Source organism: Loktanella salsilacus (assembly GCF_024206795.1).
In the GTDB taxonomy this organism is placed as follows: Bacteria; Pseudomonadota; Alphaproteobacteria; order Rhodobacterales; family Rhodobacteraceae; genus Loktanella; species Loktanella salsilacus.
Map to the genome: position 1 here is coordinate 2847406 of NZ_CP072994.1, position 22665 is coordinate 2870070.

Annotated in this window: 19 protein-coding genes; 8 read left to right on the top strand and 11 right to left on the bottom strand. The window is 59.5% G+C overall.

What is annotated here, in order from left to right:
• Positions 1 to 23 precede the first annotated feature (23 nt).
• The gene (locus KBW81_RS13770; RefSeq protein ID WP_254247560.1) at positions 24 to 944 is read left to right on the top strand and encodes a hydrogen peroxide-inducible genes activator; all 921 of its coding nucleotides are present in this window, start codon (positions 24 to 26) and stop codon (positions 942 to 944) included.
• 92 nt (positions 945 to 1036) lie between these two features.
• Here the strand turns inward: KBW81_RS13770 and KBW81_RS13775 are convergent, their stop codons facing one another.
• From KBW81_RS13775 to KBW81_RS13795, 5 genes are all read right to left on the bottom strand, one after another.
• Positions 1037 to 1351 carry a hypothetical protein gene (locus KBW81_RS13775; protein ID WP_254247561.1) on the bottom strand — a complete coding sequence of 105 codons (315 nt, stop codon included), beginning with the start codon at positions 1349 to 1351 and terminating at the stop codon, positions 1037 to 1039.
• Positions 1352 to 1429: 78 nt separating this feature from the next.
• Positions 1430 to 2431 carry a hypothetical protein gene (locus KBW81_RS13780; RefSeq protein WP_254247562.1) on the bottom strand — a complete coding sequence of 334 codons (1002 nt, stop codon included), beginning with the start codon at positions 2429 to 2431 and terminating at the stop codon, positions 1430 to 1432.
• Positions 2432 to 2786: 355 nt separating this feature from the next.
• Entirely contained in the window at positions 2787 to 4283 is a 1497-nt protein-coding gene (locus tag KBW81_RS13785; protein ID WP_254247563.1) for a TRAP transporter large permease, read from the bottom strand.
• A complete protein-coding gene (locus tag KBW81_RS13790; RefSeq protein ID WP_254247564.1) occupies positions 4280 to 4864 on the bottom strand; it encodes a TRAP transporter small permease in 585 nt (194 codons plus the stop codon). Before KBW81_RS13790 ends, KBW81_RS13785 begins: the two co-directional genes overlap by 4 nt.
• Before the next feature lie 63 nt (positions 4865 to 4927).
• Positions 4928 to 5968, bottom strand: coding sequence for a TRAP transporter substrate-binding protein (locus tag KBW81_RS13795; protein ID WP_254247565.1), 1041 nt, complete (start codon positions 5966 to 5968; stop codon positions 4928 to 4930).
• Positions 5969 to 6217: 249 nt separating this feature from the next.
• Between KBW81_RS13795 and KBW81_RS13800 the strand changes: the two genes are divergently transcribed.
• From KBW81_RS13800 to KBW81_RS13810, 3 genes are read left to right on the top strand one after another with little or no spacing between them, the layout of a single operon-like run.
• Positions 6218 to 7624, top strand: coding sequence for a cytochrome ubiquinol oxidase subunit I (locus KBW81_RS13800; RefSeq protein ID WP_090185514.1), 1407 nt, complete (start codon positions 6218 to 6220; stop codon positions 7622 to 7624).
• Between the two features lie 12 nt (positions 7625 to 7636).
• Positions 7637 to 8641: a cytochrome d ubiquinol oxidase subunit II gene (cydB, locus tag KBW81_RS13805; protein WP_090185511.1), complete on the top strand. Its 1005-nt coding sequence runs from the start codon at positions 7637 to 7639 to the stop codon at positions 8639 to 8641.
• On the top strand, positions 8641 to 8751 hold the full coding sequence (locus KBW81_RS13810) for a DUF2474 family protein (RefSeq protein ID WP_090185509.1): 111 nt from the start codon (positions 8641 to 8643) through the stop codon (positions 8749 to 8751). The genes cydB and KBW81_RS13810 overlap by 1 nt, the downstream gene beginning before the upstream one ends.
• Here KBW81_RS13810 and KBW81_RS13815 read toward each other — a convergent pair.
• Positions 8748 to 9935: an acetyl-CoA C-acyltransferase gene (locus KBW81_RS13815; protein ID WP_254247566.1), complete on the bottom strand. Its 1188-nt coding sequence runs from the start codon at positions 9933 to 9935 to the stop codon at positions 8748 to 8750. The genes KBW81_RS13810 and KBW81_RS13815 overlap by 4 nt on opposite strands.
• A 127-nt stretch (positions 9936 to 10062) precedes the next feature.
• Between KBW81_RS13815 and gcvH the strand changes: the two genes are divergently transcribed.
• Positions 10063 to 10422 carry a glycine cleavage system protein GcvH gene (gcvH, locus tag KBW81_RS13820; RefSeq protein WP_090185504.1) on the top strand — a complete coding sequence of 120 codons (360 nt, stop codon included), beginning with the start codon at positions 10063 to 10065 and terminating at the stop codon, positions 10420 to 10422.
• 38 nt (positions 10423 to 10460) lie between these two features.
• On the opposite strand, the gene KBW81_RS13825 is transcribed toward gcvH, so the two are convergent.
• The 5 genes from KBW81_RS13825 to glgB are packed head-to-tail and all read right to left on the bottom strand — an operon-like array spanning position 10461 to position 19172.
• On the bottom strand, positions 10461 to 12086 hold the full coding sequence (locus KBW81_RS13825; protein ID WP_254247567.1) for an alpha-D-glucose phosphate-specific phosphoglucomutase: 1626 nt from the start codon (positions 12084 to 12086) through the stop codon (positions 10461 to 10463).
• Between the two features lie 30 nt (positions 12087 to 12116).
• The gene (gene glgX, locus KBW81_RS13830; RefSeq protein WP_254247568.1) at positions 12117 to 14294 is read right to left on the bottom strand and encodes a glycogen debranching protein GlgX; all 2178 of its coding nucleotides are present in this window, start codon (positions 14292 to 14294) and stop codon (positions 12117 to 12119) included.
• Positions 14240 to 15673 (bottom strand): glycogen synthase GlgA, encoded by a 1434-nt coding sequence (glgA, locus tag KBW81_RS13835; protein WP_254247569.1) that lies wholly within the window; start codon positions 15671 to 15673, stop codon positions 14240 to 14242. Before glgA ends, glgX begins: the two co-directional genes overlap by 55 nt.
• Before the next feature lie 3 nt (positions 15674 to 15676).
• Positions 15677 to 16948, bottom strand: a complete 1272-nt coding sequence (gene glgC, locus KBW81_RS13840) for a glucose-1-phosphate adenylyltransferase (RefSeq protein WP_254247570.1) — start codon at positions 16946 to 16948, stop codon at positions 15677 to 15679.
• 19 nt (positions 16949 to 16967) lie between these two features.
• Positions 16968 to 19172, bottom strand: coding sequence for a 1,4-alpha-glucan branching protein GlgB (glgB, locus tag KBW81_RS13845; RefSeq protein WP_392336851.1), 2205 nt, complete (start codon positions 19170 to 19172; stop codon positions 16968 to 16970).
• Between the two features lie 254 nt (positions 19173 to 19426).
• On the opposite strand from glgB, the gene KBW81_RS13850 reads away from it, so the two are divergent.
• The 3 genes from KBW81_RS13850 (at position 19427) to KBW81_RS13860 (ending at position 22636) form a co-directional block, all read left to right on the top strand.
• Complete coding sequence (locus KBW81_RS13850; RefSeq protein WP_254247571.1) at positions 19427 to 20341, top strand: lipid A-modifier LpxR family protein; 915 nt, start codon at positions 19427 to 19429, stop codon at positions 20339 to 20341.
• A 118-nt stretch (positions 20342 to 20459) separates the two neighbouring features.
• Positions 20460 to 21530, top strand: a complete 1071-nt coding sequence (locus KBW81_RS13855) for a Hint domain-containing protein (RefSeq protein ID WP_090185490.1) — start codon at positions 20460 to 20462, stop codon at positions 21528 to 21530.
• A 98-nt stretch (positions 21531 to 21628) separates the two neighbouring features.
• A complete protein-coding gene (locus KBW81_RS13860; RefSeq protein WP_254247572.1) occupies positions 21629 to 22636 on the top strand; it encodes a zinc-binding metallopeptidase family protein in 1008 nt (335 codons plus the stop codon).
• Positions 22637 to 22665 lie beyond the last annotated feature (29 nt).

A 22665-nucleotide genomic window follows, 5' to 3' on the forward strand; every position in this document is an offset into this window, starting at 1 on the left:
GATTGTTACGATAAGTTTAGCTTATGAAAAATATAACGCTCAAACACCTGCGCTATGCCTGCGCTGTTGCAGATCAGGGCCACTTTGGACGCGCGGCGGACATGCAATCCGTCAGCCAGCCCGCGTTGTCCATGCAGGTCAAAGACTTGGAAGAACGCCTAGGACAGCCCTTGTTTGAACGTGGCCCCCGCATGGTTCGGCCCACCGTATTTGGAGAGGATTTTTTACAACGGGCGCGCGCAATTCTACAGTCGGTCGATGATCTTGGCGATCTGGCCCAAATTTCCAAAGGTGGCATGATCAGGCGGCTGCGGCTTGGCATTATTCCGACGGTGGCCCCTTATCTTTTACCCCGCCTGATCGCTGATCTGACCGAACTTTATCCTGGGCTGGACTTGCAGGTACGCGAAAGCGTGACACCGAGGCTGCTTGCCGAGCTCGCGGAAGGTCAACTGGATGCCGCCATTGTCGCCCTTCCCGTGTCGGAACCTACGTTAACTGAGGTTCCCCTGATGACCGAAGATTTTGTCCTTATCCGTCCTCAGGCCGATGACAGCAAACCCGTGCCGGACGCAGGCCAACTGCGACAGATGCGGCTGTTACTTCTGGAGGAAGGTCATTGCTTTCGCGATCAGGCCCTTGCGTTTTGTGACACGCGCAGTGCCCGCCCACGTGAATGGCTTGACGGCTCTGCCCTGACGACCCTCGTGCAGATGGTCGGCGCAGGGATAGGCGTGACGCTGATTCCCGACATGGCTGTTGTGATCGAAGCAAACAGCGCGCCGGTCAGTGTCGCTCGGTTTGCACGGCCTGGCCCTTCGCGGACGATCGGGATGATCTGGCGGCGCAGCACACCGATGGCAGCGCAGCTTCTGCAAATCAGCGATCAGGTCCGCACGACCGCATTAACCCTACACGGTGCAATGCCGGTGGATGCGGCTTAGAAAACGCAAACGTCGCCCCCGGCATCTTAAGGCAGATTGACAGCGGCCCCAGCTAGTCGGTCAGCCACCCCGCGCAGTGTCATAACCCCCGGTTAATGTGCCGGACTTTCCGCAAGGGTCGTCATCATTGGCGCAAGCGCCTGCGTGAAACGCCCCAAATCGGCAAGCGTCTGCGCCAGCAAATCGAGGTTCTGGACATTGCGTAAGTCTTGCTCCCGACGCGTTTGACCATGGTCCATCGCCTCTTCCATCTGTACTCCTAAATCGGAGGCTCGTGCTAGCAACTGCATCTTCAAGCTGCTGGATAAGCCCAATTTTATCATGATTTGCAGAGCGCAGACTGACAAGTTCTCTATTATGCCGCGCCAAATTTGATCGATTTGTTTCCAATGATACGTGTATTTCATCAAGGCGATATTTGAATAAGGATCACGGGATTAGAGTGGTCAGGCAACCGCAGCTTTCTGAAGGCAGCGCGCTAAATCTCAGAAACTAGGATTACTGTTATAGCCGTCTTCGGGAGCTGACATGTCGTCCAAGCGTTCGGCTATTGCATCCAGCTTATACAGCAACTCGCTTGCTTTGCGTTTCAATTCTTCGGCCTGCTTTCGCGACGGCAGCGGCGACTGCTTGCTAATGAATGTCCACAAAGCTTTTCTTAATGATTCTATGTCGCCTGAAAGGCGGTGAACCTCGGCAGATGCTTCTACAACTCCAGCTGCGAAACCTTCGGCCCAAGCGCTTTCACGTATCGCCGCCGCATCCTGTTCAGCCTTCGCCCGCGTCATGAATGCTTTTTCCTCCGCATCCTTAGTCGCTTTGTAGGCCTCGATTTCCTGACGGTCAGGCCGGGGCCCATTCTTTGGTTTTCTGGGGGTCAGGTCCAAGCCCGCAGCCTTAAGATAGGCGTAAAGTTCTGCTTGGAGCGCAATGCCAATCTGCCGTGGGCCGGTCGTAAACTTCTTCTGATCGTTCCGGTTTTCGATCTCTGATCGATGCTTAGTGCACAATGCCTTACAGTGCTTGGTAGTTGACATCCACCACGTACGAACCTGTTTACCTTGTCTGTTTTTGGTCAGCTTTTCGTACTTTGGGGCATAGAAGACATCTACAATGTGCTGGCCTTGCTCGTCCCGATCCAAGCGTCCTGCAAACACCGCCTTTCCGCCGTGTGTTTGGTTTATGAAGCGAACCGCATGATCCAGCATCCGCTGCTCTGATGTCGAATTGATATGCAAATCGAGTGGGAACTTAATGATCGCGTGCATAATTGGTCGTTTCAAGCTTCGGTTGGTCCGCACTCCAGTCATATGTCGATTGTAAGCGTCACGAAGGTCGAGACTTCCGTAGACCAACGGCTCAGCTTCTCGAATGCGTCGCCGTTGCGATGAACCGTCTAAGCGCTTGCCGTGCTTCTCCATACTGCTAAAAGATTTAGGGCCGAGGCCACCAAGGGTCAGAGAGTTCGCGCGTATCATAGCTGTCATTTTTCAGGACCCTTTGTTATCCTGTGAAAGATGTGCTCTGTCTTGCAAGAAAGAGGCTGCTGTCCATTAGGCAAAACCCGCTTTGCCATTTTTACACCCTCAAGAAGGCGACATAAAAAAATGCGGCGTCTGTCCGACGATCCTACAGAGGCTTCGTTCCTGTGCTGTGCTAGGAAACGCTGAATCTGATCGTGATGCAGTAGATGCACGTCTGTGCTTTCAGCCAGTTGTTGCGCTGACCGGTTGAACCCACCGCGGCATTTACTGCGAATCGTCCACGTAGTGCCGATCACTAGCGAGCCTTGGTCCACGGCGGCCCAATTCGAACGAGGCGATCAGATCGCCTTCGGGCGACTTACCACGGGATCAGCGCGAGCGTGATGACAGGAAACAGCACCAGCAGGACAACGCGCACCAAATCGGAGGCAACGAAGAACAGCACGGCGCGGTAGGTCTCTACCATAGGTGTCGTGCGGTCCATCGTATTGATAATGAACAGGTTCATACCAACCGGCGGCGTGATTAACCCCACCTCGACCACGATCAGGACGAGGATACCGAACCAGATCGCGACCTGTTCGGTATTGATACGCGACAGCGCACCTTCGGTCGCACCGCGCAGGCCAATGTCGTTCATTTGCTCGCGGGTCAGCTCTAAGCCTTGCGCCAGGGCGGCCTGCGCCTGCGCCAGCACATCGGGTGCGATCTGCGCGCCGCTTTGAACCAGATCTGACAAGCGTGCGCTTTGTAGATCAATAAGGCTGACAAAGCCGAAATCGAGCCCCTCCATGACCGGCCAAAAGATCGGGATGGTCAACAAGATCATCGACAGGCTGTCCATCAGGCAGCCGAGCAAAAGGTAGAAAACAAGGATCAGTGTCAGGACCAAAAGCGGCGACAGCCCCTGATCCACGACCCAGAGCGCGATTTCCTGTGGCACCTGCGTCAACGCCAAGAAGCCGTTATAAAACGCAGCCCCCAGCACGATGAAAAAGATCATCGCGGTGGACCGCGCGGTCACCATAAAGCTTTCGCCCAAGCTGTCCCAAGACAGCCCGCCATTGGCCCAAGCGATCGCGCCTGTACCCAGCGCGCCAACGGCAGCGCCTTCGGTGGGGGTAAACCAGCCTGCGTAGATACCGCCAACAACAAGGGCAAAGACGATCAGCACGGGCCAGACATCCCAGACGCCGCGCAGCCGTGCGCGCCACGAGGCGCGCGGGCGCGTGCCAGCGTTGCCGGGGTAAAGGCGCACATAAAGCGAGATGACCAAGACATAGCCCAAGGCGGCGAGGATGCCGGGGATGAAGGCCGCAAGAAAGAGTTTGGCAATGTTTTGCTCTGTCAGGATGGCGTAGATCACCAGCACGATAGACGGCGGGATCAGGATGCCAAGCGTGCCGCCCGCTGCCAGCGTTGCGGTTGCAAACCCGCCCGCATAGCCGGAGCGGCGCAGCTCTGGCAGGGCGACGCGGCTCATGGTGGCGGCGGTGGCCAGCGATGACCCGCAGATCGCGCCAAAGCCGGCGCAGGCACCAATCGCGGCCATCGCGACGCCGCCTTTACGGTGGCCCAGAAACCCTTCGGCAGCCTTAAATAGCGCCTGAGACATACCGCCCAACGTCGCAAAATGCCCCATCAACAGGAACATCGGGATGATCGACAACGAATAGCTGGAAAAGGTGGTGAAGGTTTCGGATTTCAGCCGCGCAAAGGGGATCGTCGTGTCCCCTGTCACGAGGATCAATCCGACCAGCCCGGCCAGAAACATCGCCAATCCGATCGGCACGCGCAAAAAGATGAGCAGCAGCAGGGCGGGAAAGGATGTGATCCCGATGGCAAGATCGCTCAATGGTTGGCCCCTAAATCAATCGGCAGGATGACCCTGCCCGACGCTACCTCGCGCAGCCGCATCGCGGCGACATAACACGCAATGACGGCCGCTACGATCGCCCCTGATAGCGACAGCGCATAGGCCCACCACACTGGCATTTCGAGCAGGAATGTCGTTTGGCCAGAGGACTTTTTGGACGCCAAGCCCAGCCAAAGTTGCCATGCGATCAACACCATAACGCCAGCAAAGACGATATCCGTCACCAGCCGCAACCCTTGGTTTACGCGGTCAGACAGGTAGTTGGTGAACACATCCACGGTCGCGTGGCCGCCGGTCAACTGGCAAAGCGGCAAGAAGGCAAAGATGCTAAAGGCGATCCCGGATTCCACGAGTTCGAAGTCACCATTTACAGGGCCGACACCAAGATCCAGCAGCCAGCGTGACAGGCCCGGTGCCAAGGACACCAGCCAATCGGCGTGCAAGATGCCGTTGACCTCTCTGCCCAAGACAGAGGTGCAGACCATCACGATCAAGGCGGTCAGCATCGCGCCGCCGAGCCAAGCCATCAGCTTTGAAAGCTTCAAAAAGAAAGAATACATCAGGGCTCCGCCACAGTGCAGGATTGGCAAAGGGCGGGTGCCCCTATTTAGATGCCACGCGGATTATTGCGCGGCGGTGTATTCCGCCATCAAGGCGCGGGCGCGGTCGATCATCGCCTGCCCGTCATAGCCTTTGCTGTCCATATCGGCCACCCAGCTGTCGTAGATTGGCGCGACCAAAGGCATCCAGTCGGTGTCAACAGTGGCTTGGTCGATGGTGATAAAGTTATTGCCCATATCTTCGGCGATCTGTTTGGAAGGCCCATCCGCACCCAAATTCGCCTCTGCCGCCCTGACAGAGAAGTCGAGGCCGGAATTGGCGTCAATGACCGCCTTAAGGTCGTCAGGCAAGCCGTCATAGGCCCCTTGGTTCATCGCCATGATAAAGGTCAGCGTATACAGCCCGTTCCCTTCGAAATCGGTGTGATTACCGACCAATTCAGCGACCTTTAGGGACGACGTGACCTCCCACGGAAGGGTCGCGCCGTCGATGACGCCTTTGGACAGGGACTCGGACACCGCAGGGACTGGCATGCCGACAGGCGTCGCACCAACGGCCGTAAGCATATCGTTCACCATACGAGAGCCGCCCCGGATTTTCATGCCTTGCAGATCGCTGGGCGCGTTTACCGGATCGGTCGTGTGGAACAGGCCCGGCCCATGGACCCATGTGCCCAGCATGTGCAGACCGTCGAACTGGTCCTGCATGTCCGCCTCGTACATCTTCCAATAAGCGTAGGACGCAGCCATCGGATCGGCGACAAAGAACGGCAGTTCAAACACTTCGGTGCTCGGGAAACGGCCGGGGGTATAGCCAACGACTGTCCAAACGATATCGGCAACGCCGTCGATGGCCTGATCCACCAATTCAGGCGGTGTGCCGCCCAGCTGCATCGACGGGAAGCGGTCGATCTTAATGCGCCCGCCCGAGTCCGCCTCGACCTTGTCAGCCCAGACATCAAGGATCAGCGACGGCACAGCGGACTGGGCTGGCAAGAACTGATGCAGCTTCAACGTCACATCCTGCGCAAAGGCGCTGGTTGCGCCCATTGCCAACATTATTGCCGCGCCTGCGGCCCCCAGAAGCATTCTGCGATTGGTCATCGTCAATATCCTTTGTCCCGGCATAGCGCGGCGTTTCAGTGTGAGGCGACGTTTGGCAGACCGACACGGGCGCCCCTATTTGGAGCAAACCTTGCCAGACATACGCTGTGTTTTACACTATAGCAGTGATTGAGTGCACAACAAAATAAGCGGCAAATGCTGTGCCGTTGTGTCCTATCGCGCCCACGCGATAGCCGTGAAAAGACCACAGCAACCCACACCCGTGTGGTCAAACCAAGGACAAGGCCCATGCTCAGTAGCTTCGACGCAGAGATCCTGGCACGTTTCCAATTCGCGTTCACCATCTCTTTCCACATCATTTTCCCCGCATTTTCGATCGGATTGGCCAGCTTTCTGGCCGTTCTGAACGCGGCGTGGCTTTACACCGGCGACAACGCATACCGCATCGTGTTCGATTACTGGAAAAAGATCTTTGCCGTGGCCTTTGGCATGGGCGTCGTGTCGGGCATCGTTATGTCGTACCAATTCGGGACCAACTGGTCCGAATACGCTGACAAGACCGGCCCGGTGCTTGGCCCGTTGATGGCCTACGAAGTGCTAAGCGCGTTTTTCCTAGAAGCTGGCTTTTTGGGCATCATGCTGTTCGGGCGTGAAAAAGTGGGCAACGGATTGCACATGTTCGCCACCGCCATGGTTGCTGGCGGCACCCTGATGTCGGCAACTTGGATTTTGTCGGTCAACAGCTGGATGCAAACGCCTGCGGGCTATTCCATGAACGACGTCGGACAGTTCGTGCCAGAGGACTGGTGGGCGATCATCTTTAACCCGTCGTTCCCTTACCGCCTTGTTCACATGGTTTTGGCGGCCTATTTGACGACCGCCTTTGTGGTCGCCGGGGTAGCCGGTTGGCACCTACTGAAGGACCGCGAAAATAAAGCGACGCGCAAGATGTTCTCGATGGCGATGTGGATGGCGCTGATCGTGACGCCGCTGCAGATTGGCGCGGGCGACGCGCATGGTATCAACACGCTGGAACACCAGCCGACCAAGATCATGGCGATGGAAGGCCACTTTGACAGCCACCCTGACGGCGCGCCGCTGATCCTATTCGGCATCCCCAACCAAGAAGAGAAGCGGGTCGATTATGCGATTGAGATCCCCAAGCTGTCGTCCCTGATCCTGAAGCACGACCTAAACGCACCCCTGAATGGCCTAGATACCGTCCCGGACGAGGACGAGCCGCCCGTGGCGATCGTTTTCTTTAGCTTCCGCGTGATGGTCGGTATAGGCTTTGCCATGCTGGGGATCGGCCTGTGGGGCGGCATTCAGCGCTGGCGCGGGCGGCTTTATGACACCAAGTGGCTGCACCGCGCCGCTGTCGTCATGGGGCCCATGGGCTTTGTCGCCGTGCTGGCCGGGTGGATCACAACAGAGGTCGGCCGCCAGCCGTTTACCGTCTACGGCCTGCTGCGCACGTCCGAAAGCCTTGGCCCGGTCGCGGCACCGGCTGTCGCTGCATCGCTGATCGCCTTTATCATCGTCTACTTCTTCGTCTTCGGCGCAGGCACATTCTATATTCTGCGCATGATGGGTAAGGACCCGGCGTCACCGCGCCTTGGCCTGCGGGACGGTCCGATCCGCACGGCGGGGATCACACCCGTTCAGCAAACCCACGACGCCCACCCGGCCGAATAAGGAGCGATCACAATGGAATTCGATCTTGCATTCATCTGGGCCGGCATCATCGCCTTTGCGGTGCTGACCTATGTCGTCCTTGACGGCTTTGACCTTGGGGTGGGCATCCTGTTTCCCTTTGCCCACACCAAAAAAGACCGCGACACGATGATGAACTCTGTCGCGCCCATCTGGGACGGAAACGAGACTTGGCTCGTGCTGGGCGGCGGCGGGCTTTTTGCCGTCTTTCCCCTCGCCTATGCGGTAGTGATGTCGGCGCTTTATATGCCGATCATATTGATGCTGCTGGCGCTGGTGTTCAGGGGCGTGGCCTTTGAATACCGTTGGCGGACAGAGCGTTGGAAGAAAGTCTGGGACATCGCCTTCTTTGGTGGCTCGACCGTGGCGGCGCTGTGTCAGGGCATTGCCCTTGGCGCGCTTGTGCAGGGCATCGCGGTGACGGACCGCCACTATTCTGGTGGCTGGTGGGACTGGCTGACGCCATTTTCCATGCTGACGGGCATCGCCGTCGTGATCGGCTATGCGTTGCTGGGCGCGACGTGGATCATGATGAAAACGGATGGCGCGGTGCATCACCGTATGCGCGATCTGGCCAAGCCGCTGGCGATTGCGACGCTGGTCTTCATCGCGCTGGTCAGCGTCTGGACACCCTTCCAGAACCCGATCTACTTTGAGCGTTGGTTCACCATGCCCGGCATGTTGATCACCCTACCAGTGCCCCTTTTCATGGCCTTTGCCGTTTATAAGCTGTTCCACGGGATCGCGAACGGGCGGGATGTCGCCCCGTTTCTTGCGTCGATGGCGCTTTTTGTGATCAGCTTTATCGGGATCGGCATCAGCTTTTACCCGATGATGGTACCACCCAGCTTGACGATTTGGGACGTGGCCGCCCCGGATTCTAGTCTGAAATTCGCGCTGGTCGGCACGGTCGTCTTGGTTCCGCTGATCCTAGGCTACACCGCATACGCCTATTGGGTGTTCCGCGGCAAGCTGGACCCGGAAGCCGGGTACCACTAATGGCAACCGGTCCTGTCTGGCAGCGGATCGCGTGGTTCGTGGCGATCTGGGTGGCAAGCGTTGCCGCCCTGACCGTAGTCGCCTACGCGATCCGGCTCGCGATCCTTTAAGCTTCCAGCGCGAGGGCGAGCGCTTCGCCACCGCCGATGCAGATGCTGGCGATCCCGCGCTTTGCCCCGCGCGCCCGCATCGCACCAAGCAAGGTCACAACGATCCGCGCACCAGATGCGCCGATCGGGTGGCCCAGCGCACAGGCCCCGCCGTGCACGTTGACGCGGTCATGGCTGATACCGCAGTCGGCCATCGCGGCCATGGGGACGACGGCAAAGGCCTCGTTGATCTCGAATAGGTCGACCTCTTTCAGGTCCCAGCCAATCTTTTCGGCCAGCTTTTGCTTAGCGAAAATCGGGGCGGTGGTGAACCAGCCCGGCTCTCCTGCATAGGACGCGTGACCCACGATCCGCGCGAGCGGGGTGGCCCCTGCCGCGCGCATCGCATCGCCTGACATCAGCACCAACGCTGCGGCACCGTCATTGATCGACGACGCAGAGGCGGCCGTGATCGTTCCTTCCTTGGCAAAAGCCGCGCGCAAACCAGGGATCTTGCTGGTGTCGATGCGGTCCGGCCCTTCGTCGCGGCTGACCTGCACATCGCCCTTGCGACCCGCCATGACGGGGGCGATTTCCCAGTCGAACAGCCCTGCGTCCGCCGCCTGTTTCGCCCGTGTGACGCTGGCGATGGCAAAGGCGTCCTGCGCGGCGCGGTCAAAGCCGTATTTTACGGCGCAGTCCTCTCCGAAGGTACCCATAGACCGGCGCGCGCCGCTATCCGTGCGGGCATAGGCGTCCTCTAGCCCGTCGATCATCATGTGATCCAGCATCACGTCATGCCCGATCCGCGCGCCGCCCCGTGCCTTGGGCAGCAGGTAGGGGGCATTTGTCATGCTTTCCATGCCGCCAGCGACGACCGTCGCGACATTGCCCGCAAGGATGGCGTCCATGCCCTGCGTGATGGCCTTCATCCCCGACCCACAGACCTTGCTGACGGTGGTGCAAGGCGTCGCCACCCCGATGCCCGCGCCCAGAGATGCCTGCCTTGCTGGCGCTTGGCCAAGCCCTGCTGGCAGGACGTTGCCCATTAGCACCTCTTCAATGCTTGCCGGATCAACGCCAGCTCGCGTGAGCGCTGCGCGGATCGCGACGCTGCCCAATTGCGGCGCTGTGACAGTGGAAAATGCGCCCTGAAATGCGCCCAGCGGCGTGCGTGCAGCTCCTGTGATATAGATGTCGGTCATTGTGGCCTCCTCCGCCCAATTATTGACCGCAGCTTTGCGTGATGAACAGCGGCGCGCAAGTCCTTGAACGCCCGCAAACAGTCCCTATTCTTTGACGTGAAAACAGGTGCTGACAAAGGATTGCCCTATGAAGTTCACAGAGGAACATCTCTGGATGCGCGTCGAGGATGACATGGTCATCGTCGGCATCACCGAATTTGCGGCCGCAGAACTGGGCGAAATCGCCTTTGTCGAGTTACCCGAAGAGGGCGATGCCGTTGCCCGCGACGACGATTGCGCCGTGATCGAAAGCGACAAGGCGTCATCTGACATCCTTGCGCCCATCGCAGGAGAGATCGCCGACGTGAACACAGCACTGACCAAAAACCCCGGCCTGCTGGTTGACGATCCTGTCGGCGACGGTTGGCTGTTCGCCATCATGCCAGAGGATATGGACGAGCTGGAAGAGTTCATGAGCGAAGGCGAATACAAGAAATTCGCTGGCTGATTGATCGCCGCCCCGCCTGACGGGGCGGCGTTTTCGTATCAGGTCGTAAGGTCTGGCCCGCTGCGGCCTGTGCGCGCCTTAATCCCGGCGACGTCCTCTGCCGCGGCGATGATGCTGGCCAGCGCGTCCTGCGGGTCGTGATCGAAATTCGCAGGGTCCAGTTCCAGCGCCTCTAGGTACAGGCGCAGGGTCGCGCCAGAGGTGCCCGTGCCGGACAGGCGGATCACAAAGCGTGCACCGTCGTCAAAGATGACACGGATCCCTTGATGATCGGACACAGATCCGTCGACGGGATCGGTGTAGGAATAATCGTCAGCGTTTGCGATGGTGCGGCCCTGCACGGCTTGCCCCTGCAAATCCGCCAGTTTGGCGCGCAAATCGGCAACCAGCGTATTGGCGATATCGCTATCAATCGCCTCGTAATCGTGGCGGGAATAGTAGTTGCGCCCGTAGGTCTGCCAGTGGTCCTGCATGATCTGTGCGACGCTCATCTTGCGCTTGGCGAGGATATTCAGCCACATCAGCACAGCCCAAACGCCATCCTTTTCGCGCACATGGTCAGAGCCTGTGCCAAAGGATTCCTCTCCGCACAGCGTCACCCGGCCGTCGTCCATCAGGTTACCAAAGAACTTCCAGCCCGTCGGCGTCTCGTAACACGGCATGCCCAGCTTTTCCGCGACGCGGTCGGCCGCGGCAGAGGTGGGCATAGACCGCGCGACACCGGCGAGGCCTTTGGTATAGCCCTTTGCCAGATGCGCGTTGGCGGCCAGCACAGCAAGGCTGTCGGACGGGCTGACATAGACGTTCGGGCCGACGATCATGTTGCGGTCGCCGTCGCCGTCGCTGGCGGCACCAAAGTCGGGCGCGTCCGCGCCGTTCATCGTTGCCATCAGCTCGTGCGCCCAAGTTGGGTTGGGATCGGGATGCATGCCACCGAAATCGGGCAGCGGGGTGCCGTGGACGACGCTGCCTTTGGCTGCGCCAAGGCGGTTTTCGATAATCTCGGTCGCATAGGGGCCGGTGATCGCGTTCATCGCGTCAAAGCTGATGCGGAAGCCGCCTTTGATCATCGCACGGATCGCGTCAAAGTCGAACAGAGTTTCCAGCAGGGCGGCGTAGTCAGCGACGGGGTCAACGATCGTGACCTTCATATCGCCCAGCGCGGCGGTGCCGATGGTGTTCAGGTCCACATCCTGCGCGTCAGTGATCTGATACGCTGTGATTTCCGTGGTCCGCGCAAAAATCTTGTCCGTCAGCCCTTCAGGCGCCGGGCCACCGTTGGGGCCGTTGAACTTGATACCAAAATCCTCATCCTCGCCGCCGGGATTGTGGCTGGCGGACATGATAAGGCCGCCATCGGTCTTGTTCAGGCGGATCAAGTGGGATGCGGCGGGCGTGGACAGCAGCGCGCCCTGCCCCACGATCACATGCGCCGCGCCGTTGGCGGCGGCCATACGCAGGATGACTTGCGCGGAGCGGTCGTTGAAATAACGACCATCGCCGCCGACGACAAAGGTTTTACCCGCAGCCCCGCCAATCGCGTCAAAAACGGACTGCACGAAGTTTTCCAGATAATGCGCCTGCATAAAGACGCGGGTCTTTTTGCGCAGGCCGGATGTGCCGGGCTTTTGCCCTTCGATCGGTTGGGTCGTGACGGTGTGCATGGCAGTTCCTCCTTACGCCTGACAGCTAGATCAGGCGGGCGTTTGGGCAAATACGCAAACAGATTGCGCCGCGATCTTGGCAGAGGTGCCCGTGATGCACTGCGGCCCGTCCTCTGGCGCGGCGGTGTCGAGAACAAGTTCCCACAGGCAATCAGGCGGCAGGTCAGGCATTTTGACCGTCACCTCGTCCCCGGCGTTGAAGGTCAGGAACAGCACATCGTTTGATGCAGCGTATTCGGGGGTATCGGATGACGTGCGCACCTCGACCGACAAAGAGCGCCAATTCGGGTTTTGCCAGTCTTCGGCGCTGGGGGCGCGGCCATCGGGCATACGCCAAAACAGGTCAGGCTTGCCATCCGTGCGCCGGGCGCGGCTGTGCAGAAAACGCGATTGCCGCAGCACAGGGTGGGCGCGGCGCAAGTCGGCCAGCTTTTCGACAAAGGCCAGCAGCTTGTGATCGGGCTTGTTCCAATTCACCCAGCCTTGGTCATTATCCTGCGCATAGGTGTTGTTGTTGCCCCACTGAGAGTTCCCGATCTCGTCCCCTGACAACAGCATTGGCGTGCCCTGCGACAGGAACACCGTCGCCAGCAGATTGCGCTTGCGCAGGGCGCGGGCGGCGCGAATTTTCTCGTCATCGGTCGGGCCTTCGACGCCCATGTTGTCAGAGTAATTGTCGTCCTTGCCATCGCGGTTATCTTCGCCGTTGGCGGCATTGTGTTTGACGTTGTAGCTGACCAGATCGTCCAGAACAAAGCCGTCGTGGACGGTGACGAAGTTGATCGAAGACGTCGCAGCCCGGCCCGAATGGTCGAATTGTTCGGCGCTACCGGCCACGCGCTTGGCCAGATCGGCGACGATCCCGCTGTCGCCGCGCCAATACTTGCGCACGTTATCGCGGTATTTGTCGTTGAACTCTAGGAACGGATGCGGCCAGTTGCCCAGCTGATAACCACCCGGGCCAAGGTCCCAAGGCTCTGCGATCAGCTTGACGTTGCCAAGCACGGGGTCTTGGCGCAGCGCATCAAGGAAACCGCCTTGCCGGTCAAAGCCGGACTCTTCGCGCGCCAAAATGGTCGCAAGGTCAAAACGGAAGCCATCGACGTGCATGACTTCGACCCAATAGCGCATGGAATCCATGATCATCCGCAGCACCATCGGGTGTTCGACGCGCAGTGTGTTCCCGGTGCCGGTATCGTTGACGTAAAAGCGTTTGTCTTCGGCCAGCCGGTAATAGGACAGGTTATCAAAACCCTTGAACGACAGGGTCGGCCCCATCTCGTTGCCTTCGGCGGTGTGGTTATAGACGACGTCCAGCACGACCTCTATCCCGGCGGCGTGAAAGCGGCGGACCATGGTCTGAAATTCCCAGATGCCCTGATCGGTCATATAGCGCGGTTCGGGCGCGAAAAATCCGATGGAGTTATAGCCCCAATAGTTTTTCAGCCCCTGCTTGGCGAGGAAGTGATCATCGACATAGGCCTGCGCGGGCATCAGTTGCACCGTCGTCACGCCAATCTTGGTCAGGTGTTCCAAAACGGGTTCGGACGCCATGCCCAAAAACCGACCCCGCGTCATCGGCGATACGCCGGGCATGCGGGCGGTCATGCCTTTGACATGCGCCTCGTACAGCAATGTATCAGAAGCGCTGATCGCGGGCGGTTTATCATCACCCCAGTTGAACGACGGGTCCACGACCATAGACCGCGGCATCGCAAAGGCACTGTCACGGGTGTCAAAGCTAAGGTCCGCCTTAGGCGAGCCGACGCGGTAGCCCATGACGGCGTCAGACCACTTTAACCGGCCTGCGATCCGCTTGGTATAAGGATCGAGCAGCAGCTTATTGTAATTGAACCGGTGCCCGTTTTCCGGATCATACGGACCCTGAACACGAAAACCGTATTTCGTGCCGGGCGTGACGCCGCCGACATAGACGTGCCAGATGTCACCGTCGCGTTCTAGCAGCGGGATGCGCGCGCGTTCCTTGCGGCCATCGTCGGTGAACAGACACAGGTCAATCGCCTCGGCGTGTTCGGAAAAGACGGCAAAGTTTACACCCTGCCCGTCAAAAGTGGCTCCCAGCGGATTGGGTCGACCCGCAGCAAGCGAGTGTTCACGCAGTTTCGTCGGGATACCGTTGTTCAGGTTCACATTCACGCGGTCAGGGACTCGTATAATTGGGCATAAGCTAACGCCGATGTATCCCATCCAAGCGCCTGTGACATCCCGCGTTTTTGCATGGCTGCCCAGCCCTTGGAATCAGCGTGCAATTCCATCAACTTGCGCAGCGCTTGCCCAAAGGCCAGCGCATCTACGGGGTGAAACTGCACCCCGGTTGCAACATTGGCCTGCTGCGCCATGGGATTCGCGTCGATCACCGTATCCGCTAGCCCGCCTGTCAGTGCGACGACGGGCACGCAGCCATAGCGCAGCCCGTAAAGCTGGGTCAGGCCGCAGGGTTCAAACCGCGACGGCACCAGCACGGCGTCGCCCCCCGCGAACATGCGGTGCGACAATGCCTCGTCATAGCCGATGCGCAGACCGATCTTGCCGGGGTGCGCTTTGACCAGATCCTTCATCGCCTCTTCTAGGCGCTGTTCGCCCGATCCAAGGATCGCCAGCGCGCCGCCCATGCCCACAAAATCTGCAGCGGTGTCGACAATCATGTCGATCCCCTTTTGATCGGTCAGGCGACTGACGACGATGGCCAGCGGGCCGCTCGTGTCTTGCAGACCAAATTCAGCCAATAAGGCATCGCGATTGGCCGCTTTACGTTTCAAAGTTTTCTTGCCGTATGGTTTCACCTCTGGATCGGTTTCCGGGTTCCAGACAGTGTCATCAACGCCGTTTAAAATCCCGTAAAGATCAGCGCTGCGGTGCGCGAGTAGCCCTTCCAGCCCCATGCCGAAATCGCCGCGCATCAGCTCTGCTGCATAGGTCGGGCTGACCGTTGTGATGGCGTCGGCGGTGGCAAGGCCGGCCTTAAGGCTGGACAGGTGGCCGTAATATTCCAGCGTATCGCTATTGAACGCTTCAATCGGTAGGCGCAGCGCCCCCAGCATCGCGGCAGGGGCGTTGCCCTGAAAGGCAATATTGTGGATCGTCATCACCGTCTTGACCCGCGTATCGCCGCTAAAGCGCAGATAGGCGGGGGCAAACCCAGCCTGCCAATCATGCCCGTGCAAGATATTGGGCAACCAGCCATCCGGCAGCCCGTCCCGCGCGATCTGGGCGGCAACCCAAGACAGCGCGGCAAAGCGTTTCGCGTTATCGGGGAAATCGCCGGGATCGCCATACGGGCCACCCTTGCGATCATACAGATGCGGAGCGTCCAGCAGCAGTACATCAGTACCAGCCACCTGCCCCGCCAACACCTGCGCGGGGCCGCCGAACAGATCAGGATCAGACCAAACCACCGCTTTTGCGCCGGCCTTGGCGATCAGGCCCGGATAGGCCGGGATCAGCGTGCGCATGTCCCACCCTTGGCCGCGCAGCGCGCCGGGCAGCGCGCCCGCCACATCGGCAAGCCCGCCGGTTTTCACCAGCGGGACGTATTCGGATGCGACGGATAGGACGCGACCTGGCATGGGCTACCTCTTGGCGTTCAGGGCTTCTATCATCGTTTTGGTGATCAGAACGACACCGCCTTCGGACACGCGAAAGCCGTTGGCGCGGTCAAGGTCAGGATCAGCACCCACGACCAAGCCTTCGGGGATTTCGACACCCCGGTCGATGACGCAATTGCTAAGCTGCGCTTTGCGACGGACCCGCACATCCGGCAGCGCGACAACCCGGTCAAGCGAGGCATAAGAATGTGTCCGTACCCCGGTAAAGAGCAGCGATTCCGTCACTGTTGACCCAGAGATGATGCAATTACCGCTGACCATCGACGACACAGCAGAGCCGCGACGGCCGTCTTCGTTATGGATGAACTTGGCGGGCGGCACGCCTTCGGAATAAGTCCAGATCGGCCATGCGTTGTCATACAAATCCAGCGGCGGTGTAAATTCGGTCAGGTCGATATTCGCCTGCCAAAAGGCATCAATCGTGCCCACATCGCGCCAGTAAGGCTCTGTTTCCAGCCCGGACGTCACGCAGCTATCGCTAAAGCGGTGCGCCATGGCTTTGCCGTGTTTCACGACATGCGGGATAATGTCGTGGCCGAAATCGTGGCTGGAATTGGCGTCTTCCATATCGGCCAAAAGCCGTTCGCGCAGGAATTTCCAGTCGAAGATATAGATACCCATCGAGGCAAGCGCATGATCTGGATCGCCGGGAATGCTGGGCGGGTCGCTGGGCTTTTCCAGAAAGTCGGTGATGCGGCTGTCGGTATCAACGTGCATCACACCAAAGGCTATCGCTTCCATCCGGGGGACGGTCAGGCAGCCGATGGTGACGTCTGCGCCGGTGTTCACATGCTGTTGCAGCATGATCTCGTAGTCCATCTTGTAGATGTGATCGCCCGCCAGAATGACGATATATTCGATGTCATAGCTGTCGATGATATCGATATTCTGCGTGACCGCGTCGGCGGTGCCGACATACCATTTCGTTTCGCCCATGCGCTGGGACGCAGGCAGGATGTCCAGAAATTCGTTCCGTTCCGCCCGCAAAAACCCCCAACCGCGCTGGCAGTGGCGGATCAGGCTATGCGCCTTGTACTGCGTCGCGATCGCCATCTTGCGGATGCCAGAGTTCAAGGCATTCGACAGGGCAAAGTCGACGATCCGCGTTTTGCCGCCGAAATAGACCGCAGGTTTCGCGCGGTTGTCGGTCAGCTCTTTCAGGCGACTTCCCCGCCCCCCCGCCAGCACAAAGGCCAATGCGCGGTTGGACAAGCGAGTGTTTGGCGTGGGTTTCATTGTTTTCCTCCCAAAAAACTTAAGACATGTCTTGAATGAATATAACTGTCGACAGCGGCGGAATGTTCACTGTGGCAGAGCAGTCTTGCCCCATCCACGGCATATTTTCCGTCGAAACACCGCCCATATTGCCGCGACCGCCGCCGCCGTAGGCTTCTGCATCGGAATTAAGCGCCTCGCGCCAGCGCCCGCCTGCGGGCAGGCCGATGCGGTAACCGGGGCGTTCCACCGGCGTCATGTTCATGACGACCACGACCTTGGGATCATTTGCGCCGCCATGGCGCACATAGGCAAAGACGGACCGGTCGGCATCGTTCGCCTCTAGCCAGCTAAATCCGCTGGGACGTGTGTCGTTCAGATACAAGCTTGGCGTATCGCGGTAGAAATTATTCAGGTCGCGCACCCACATCTGGACGCCCTTGTGGCGGCCATCGTCGCATTCATGCCAGTCGAGCGATTGATTGTGGTTCCATTCCTGCGACTGCGCAAACTCTTGCCCCATGAACAGCAGCTTTTTGCCCGGATGGGTCCACATGAACCCGTAATAGGCGCGCAGGTTAGCAAAGCGTTCCCAGCTATTGCCCGGCATTTTGTGCAGCATCGACCCTTTGCCGTGCACGACCTCGTCATGGCTGATCGGCAGGACATAGTTCTCGCCAAAGGCGTAGTGCAGGCTGAACGTCATCTCGTGATGGTGGTGTTTGCGGTGGATCGGGTCGAGCTCCATGTACCGCAGGGAGTCGTTCATCCACCCCATGTTCCACTTGAACCCAAAGCCAAGCCCGCCGTATTCCACAGGCCGCGACACGCCGGGAAAGGCGGTACTTTCCTCTGCCACGGTCATGATGCCCGGCACCTCGCCGTAGGTGAGGGTGTTCATGTTTTGCAGCAAAGCGATGGCTTCGTAGTTTTCGCGGCCGCCGTCGTAGTTTGGCACCCATTCGTCATGCTTGCGGCTGTAATCGCGGTACAACATCGACGCGACAGCATCGACGCGGATGCCATCAAGGTGATATTCCTCGAGCCAATACAGCGCGTTAGAGGTGTAGTAGTTCGCCACCTCGTTCCGGCCAAAGTTCGGGATCAGGGTGTTCCAGTCCTGATGAAAACCTTCGCGCGGGTCAGCGTGTTCGTACAGCTGGGTGCCGTCGAAATTGCCAAGGCCATGTTCGTCGATCGGGAAATGCCCGGGCACCCAGTCAAGCAGCACACCCAGACCCTTGGCATGGGCGGCATCAACCAGCGCACGGAATTCGTCAGGCGTGCCGTGGCGAATGGTGGGGGCATACATGCCGACGGGCTGGTAGCCCCATGATCCGTCAAAGGGATGCTCTGAGATCGGCATCAGTTCAATATGCGTGAACCCCATCCAAGCGACATAGTCGATAAGATCGGACGCAAGCTCGATATAAGACAGCGGCCGGTTGCCGGGCGCGCGTTTCCAGCTTGAAAGATTGACCTCGTAGATGCTGATCGGTGCGTCGATGTTCTGCGCCGCCGCCCGCGTTTTCATATAATCCGCGTCGTGCCACGTGGCGCCGGACAGATCACGCACGACCGATCCGGTGCGCGGCGGATGCTCTGACCCGAAGCCCATGGGATCAGCTTTCAGCGGCAGGCGCGCGCCATTGATGCCGACGATCTCGTATTTATAGACATCACCGGGCCCCATGCCGGGCATAAAGATTTCCCACACGCCGCCACCGCGTTTGCGCATCGGCGCACGCCGTCCGTCCCATAGGTTGAAATCGCCGACAACCGACACGCGCTGCGCATTGGGGGCCCAAACCGCAAACCGAGTGCCGCGCACGCCCTCATGTTCCATCACATGCGCGCCCAGCGCGTCCCACAGGCGTTGGTGCGTGCCTTCGCCGAGGTAGTAAATGTCGTCATCCGTCAGCACAGGGCCAAAGGCATAGGGATCGTCGAAGTCCCACGTATGACCTTGCGCACTGGCCCGCAGACGATAAGTCTTTGGCCGCTTTGGCAAGCTTGCAACAAAAAGGCCGGGATAATCAGGGAGCGCGGTCATGTCCGCCTCTACCTTGCCGGTCAGCACCTTGACCGTATCTGCGCCCGGCACAAAGACGGTCAGCAACAGGCCCGCGCCGCGATCTTGCAGTCCCAGTTGCGCGAAGGGGTCGGCGCAATGTCCCGTCACAATGGCTTTGGCGGCATTATGGTCAACCATGGCTTCCGGCGCTTGGGTCTGGGTCGTTGGCATGGTGTCCCTTTCGTCGGATCAGTCGGCCATACCGGCCTGCAGATGCGTATCGTCATACCAACCGCTTCTGCATACAAACGCAAGCTATTCACGCCTTTTTAACCCATATGGCTGCAAGTTAAGGCGAAGTAGCGGGGCACCGGGTGTTGCTATAGCGCCATGATTCTGACTGTCGGATTCTGGACGCTAGCGCAGGTAAGCTCGCCTGCATTATCAAGGCCGAATACGGCGGGGGCCGAACGATAGGACATGACATGCGCCATTTGGCCCTAATCCTTTTTTGCGCATTATTTGCCGGTTTTTCAGCCGGGCAGGCGGGCGCGCAAATCAATTTGACGGCCCAACAGGCTATCGGTAACGGCAGGCTGTTTAACAACGATCTGTTCGGTGATGGCTTTGATCGCTGGCGCACCGGAAGCTATGTTTTCAGCCACTTGCGCGCGGCAGAACCCTATGACGGCGACCTGCGCGGCATTGGCGAGGTGATGGAATATCGTTTTCGCACCGAAATCATTGCCCCCACCCGCCGCACCCGTGATCGCCCTTATGTTGGCATGATCAGCGTCGGGGCCCACACCCATTATGACCTTGGCCCGGCCGAAATCAGCCTCGGCGGCGATGTTTTGGCGATCGGTCCGCAAACCGGGCTGGATGACTTTCAGACGGCATACCACCGCGCATTCAGCCTGCCGCGTCCGACGACCGGCAATGCCTTAAAGAACCAATTCGCTTTTCAGGGCAGCGGAGAGGCGCGTTACACCTACAGCATGACCCCTACCGCCACCCTGCGCCCCTTTGTCGAGGCGAAGGCCGGGGCAGAGGATATGGTCCGCGCCGGGGCTGATCTGCTGATCGGAAAGGTCGGACAAAGCGACGTACTGCTGCGCGATGTTGTAACAGGGCAACTTTATCGCGGCACCCAAGGCGACGAAACAGGCGTAAGTTTCTTGCTAGGCGGCGATGTGGCGGCTGTAAAAGACAGTCTGTTTTTGCCGTCGTCCCAAGGCTATGTTGCGTCCCCCACCCGCACACGCGCTAGGGCTGGTGTGAATTGGCAGCCAGTTCCGGGGATTTCGTTCTTTTACGGCGCGACCTACCTAAGCCGCGAATTCGAAGCGCAGGACGAAGGCCAAGTCGTTGGATCATTGAAACTTAATTTCAACTTCTGACAAAAAAACACGGACTTAGCGCCGCTGCCGCTTGATTGCCGCCCCGCCAGCTTGATACCGTCGTCCTATGACCCCGCGCGATTAACGACGCGAGGCAGATGAGGCAGAGTAAACAGGCATGAAAACGGGCTTTTCCGGCACGTTCGTCATCCCTTGGTCGCAAACGGAACTGGACGGGCGCAGCTCTGCGCCGGTTCGCTGTATTCGCACAGGCGCCGTCTGGTCATGGACCGGAGAGCCGGTGCGCGTGGATGGTCCAAACGCCATCCTTCCGCTGGGACCATCCGAGGGACAGGCAGATCTGCGCAAGCGCGCCGCACTCACCGTGCGGCGGCTGCTCGCGTCGTCGCATGTCGCGCATCGCCCTGCCCCGATGGTGCTGCAGGGTCCGCTTTTCGACAAATCGTTTACCGTCACCAACGGGCATGACACCTGGGATGTCACGCTGATCCCGCGCGGCGCTGGGCGCAAACCGCTGCTGATGTTTCTGAACGATATCCCGCCGCGCCGCACTGATCTTTGGATCGTCAGAGACGACATCGACGCAGCCACCCGGGCAGAGGCGGAAGAGGCACCCAAGGGTGTCATCTGCTTCACCCCCGGCACAATGATCCTGACACCGGACGGCCCGCGCGATGTGGCCAGCTTGGGCGAAGGCGACCGGGTCCAGACGCAAGACAATGGTGCCGCAGAAATCCTGTGGATTGGCCGCCGCCGCGTGACGGGGGCCCGGATGTTGGCGATGCCGGACTTGCTGCCCGTGCGACTGCGGGCCGGGGCACTGGACCGCGACGTGCCCGATGCTGGCCTGCTCGTGTCGCCTGACCACCGTATCGTGCTGCGCGGACCGCGGGCCCGCGCGCTGTTCAACACCGACGAAGTCCTTGTCACTGCTCGCGATTTAATCGACGATTATGCCGTCCTGCGCGAGCGCGGCATGCCCGCGGTCACCTATATTCACGTGATGCTGGCCCAGCATCAGATCGTCTTTGCCAACAACGTGCCGACCGAAAGCTTCCATCCCGCCTCTGCCGCGCTGGCGACGATTGCCGCACCGGACAAGGATCGCCTGTTCGCGCGCGTACCCGACTTGCGCAGCGATATCGGCGCCTACGGCGGTTATGCCCGGCGCGTTTTGTCGGTCAGCGAGGCGGCCGTGCTGCAGCATGATCGCAGCCGACGCGCCTAGCGGCTGATCGCATTAGCGGACAGCGTTTGGCGCGAGGGGCCGTTGCCATGGTCCTGCGCCATGCTACCTTTCGGCCTAGTCACCTGAACGGTAGCCCCATGAAACGCTTTACTTGCCCCACCTGCGCGAAAGAGGTGCATTTTCGCAATCAGTCCTGCGTGAACTGCGGCACACGGCTGGGGTTCGATGCCAATGCGCTGGTGATGCGCGCGATTGGGCCGGATGTTGTGCTGTGTGCCAATGCGCAGGCGGCGGGTTGCAACTGGATGGCGGTCAAATCGGTGCCGGGCAGCTTTTGCCTCGCTTGCCAACACAACCGCATCGTCCCCGACGCCCGCACCAAGGGAAACCTGTCGCGCTGGCGCGACGTGGAATTGGCAAAGCGTCAACTGATCTATGCCCTGATCCGCTGGTCCCTGCCCCGCCCAACCCGCGCGCAGGACCCGGGCATGGGGCTGGCCTTTGACTTTCTGGCTGACGCCGAGGGGCCAAATGGCGTCACCCCTGTGATGACGGGTCACGATTCAGGGCTGATTACCATCAACATTGCCGAAAGCGATGACGATGTTCGCGTCGCGCGCCGCACCGCGATGGACGAGCCTTATCGCACCCTGATCGGTCACATGCGGCACGAAATTGGCCATTATTACTGGGCGATGCTGGTGGACGGCAGCCCGCAGATTGAACGCTACCGCGCGCTTTTCGGTGATGAACGCGCCGACTACAGCGTCGCCTTGCAGCGGCACTATGACAACGGCGCGCCGCAGAACTGGCGGCAGACGCATATCAGCGCCTATGCCACCGCCCACCCGTGGGAGGATTTTGCCGAGACTTGGGCCCACTGGATGCATATTGCCGACGGGGTTGAAACGGCGACGTCTTATGCCCTGTCGCTGGATGGCTGTCAGGTCCGGCTTGATGGCTACAAGGCCCGCGACATCGCCCCCGTGATCGAGGCTTGGGTGCCTGTCACTGTCGCGCTGAATAATATGAACCGCGCCATGGGCCAGCCGGATCTGTATCCGTTTGTGCTGAATAAAAGCGTTATGGCCAAGCTGCAGTTCATCAATGATCTGATCCACGCAGCAACTTCGCCCAATAAATAGGCACCCGCTAGGCCGGACCCGCCCAAAAC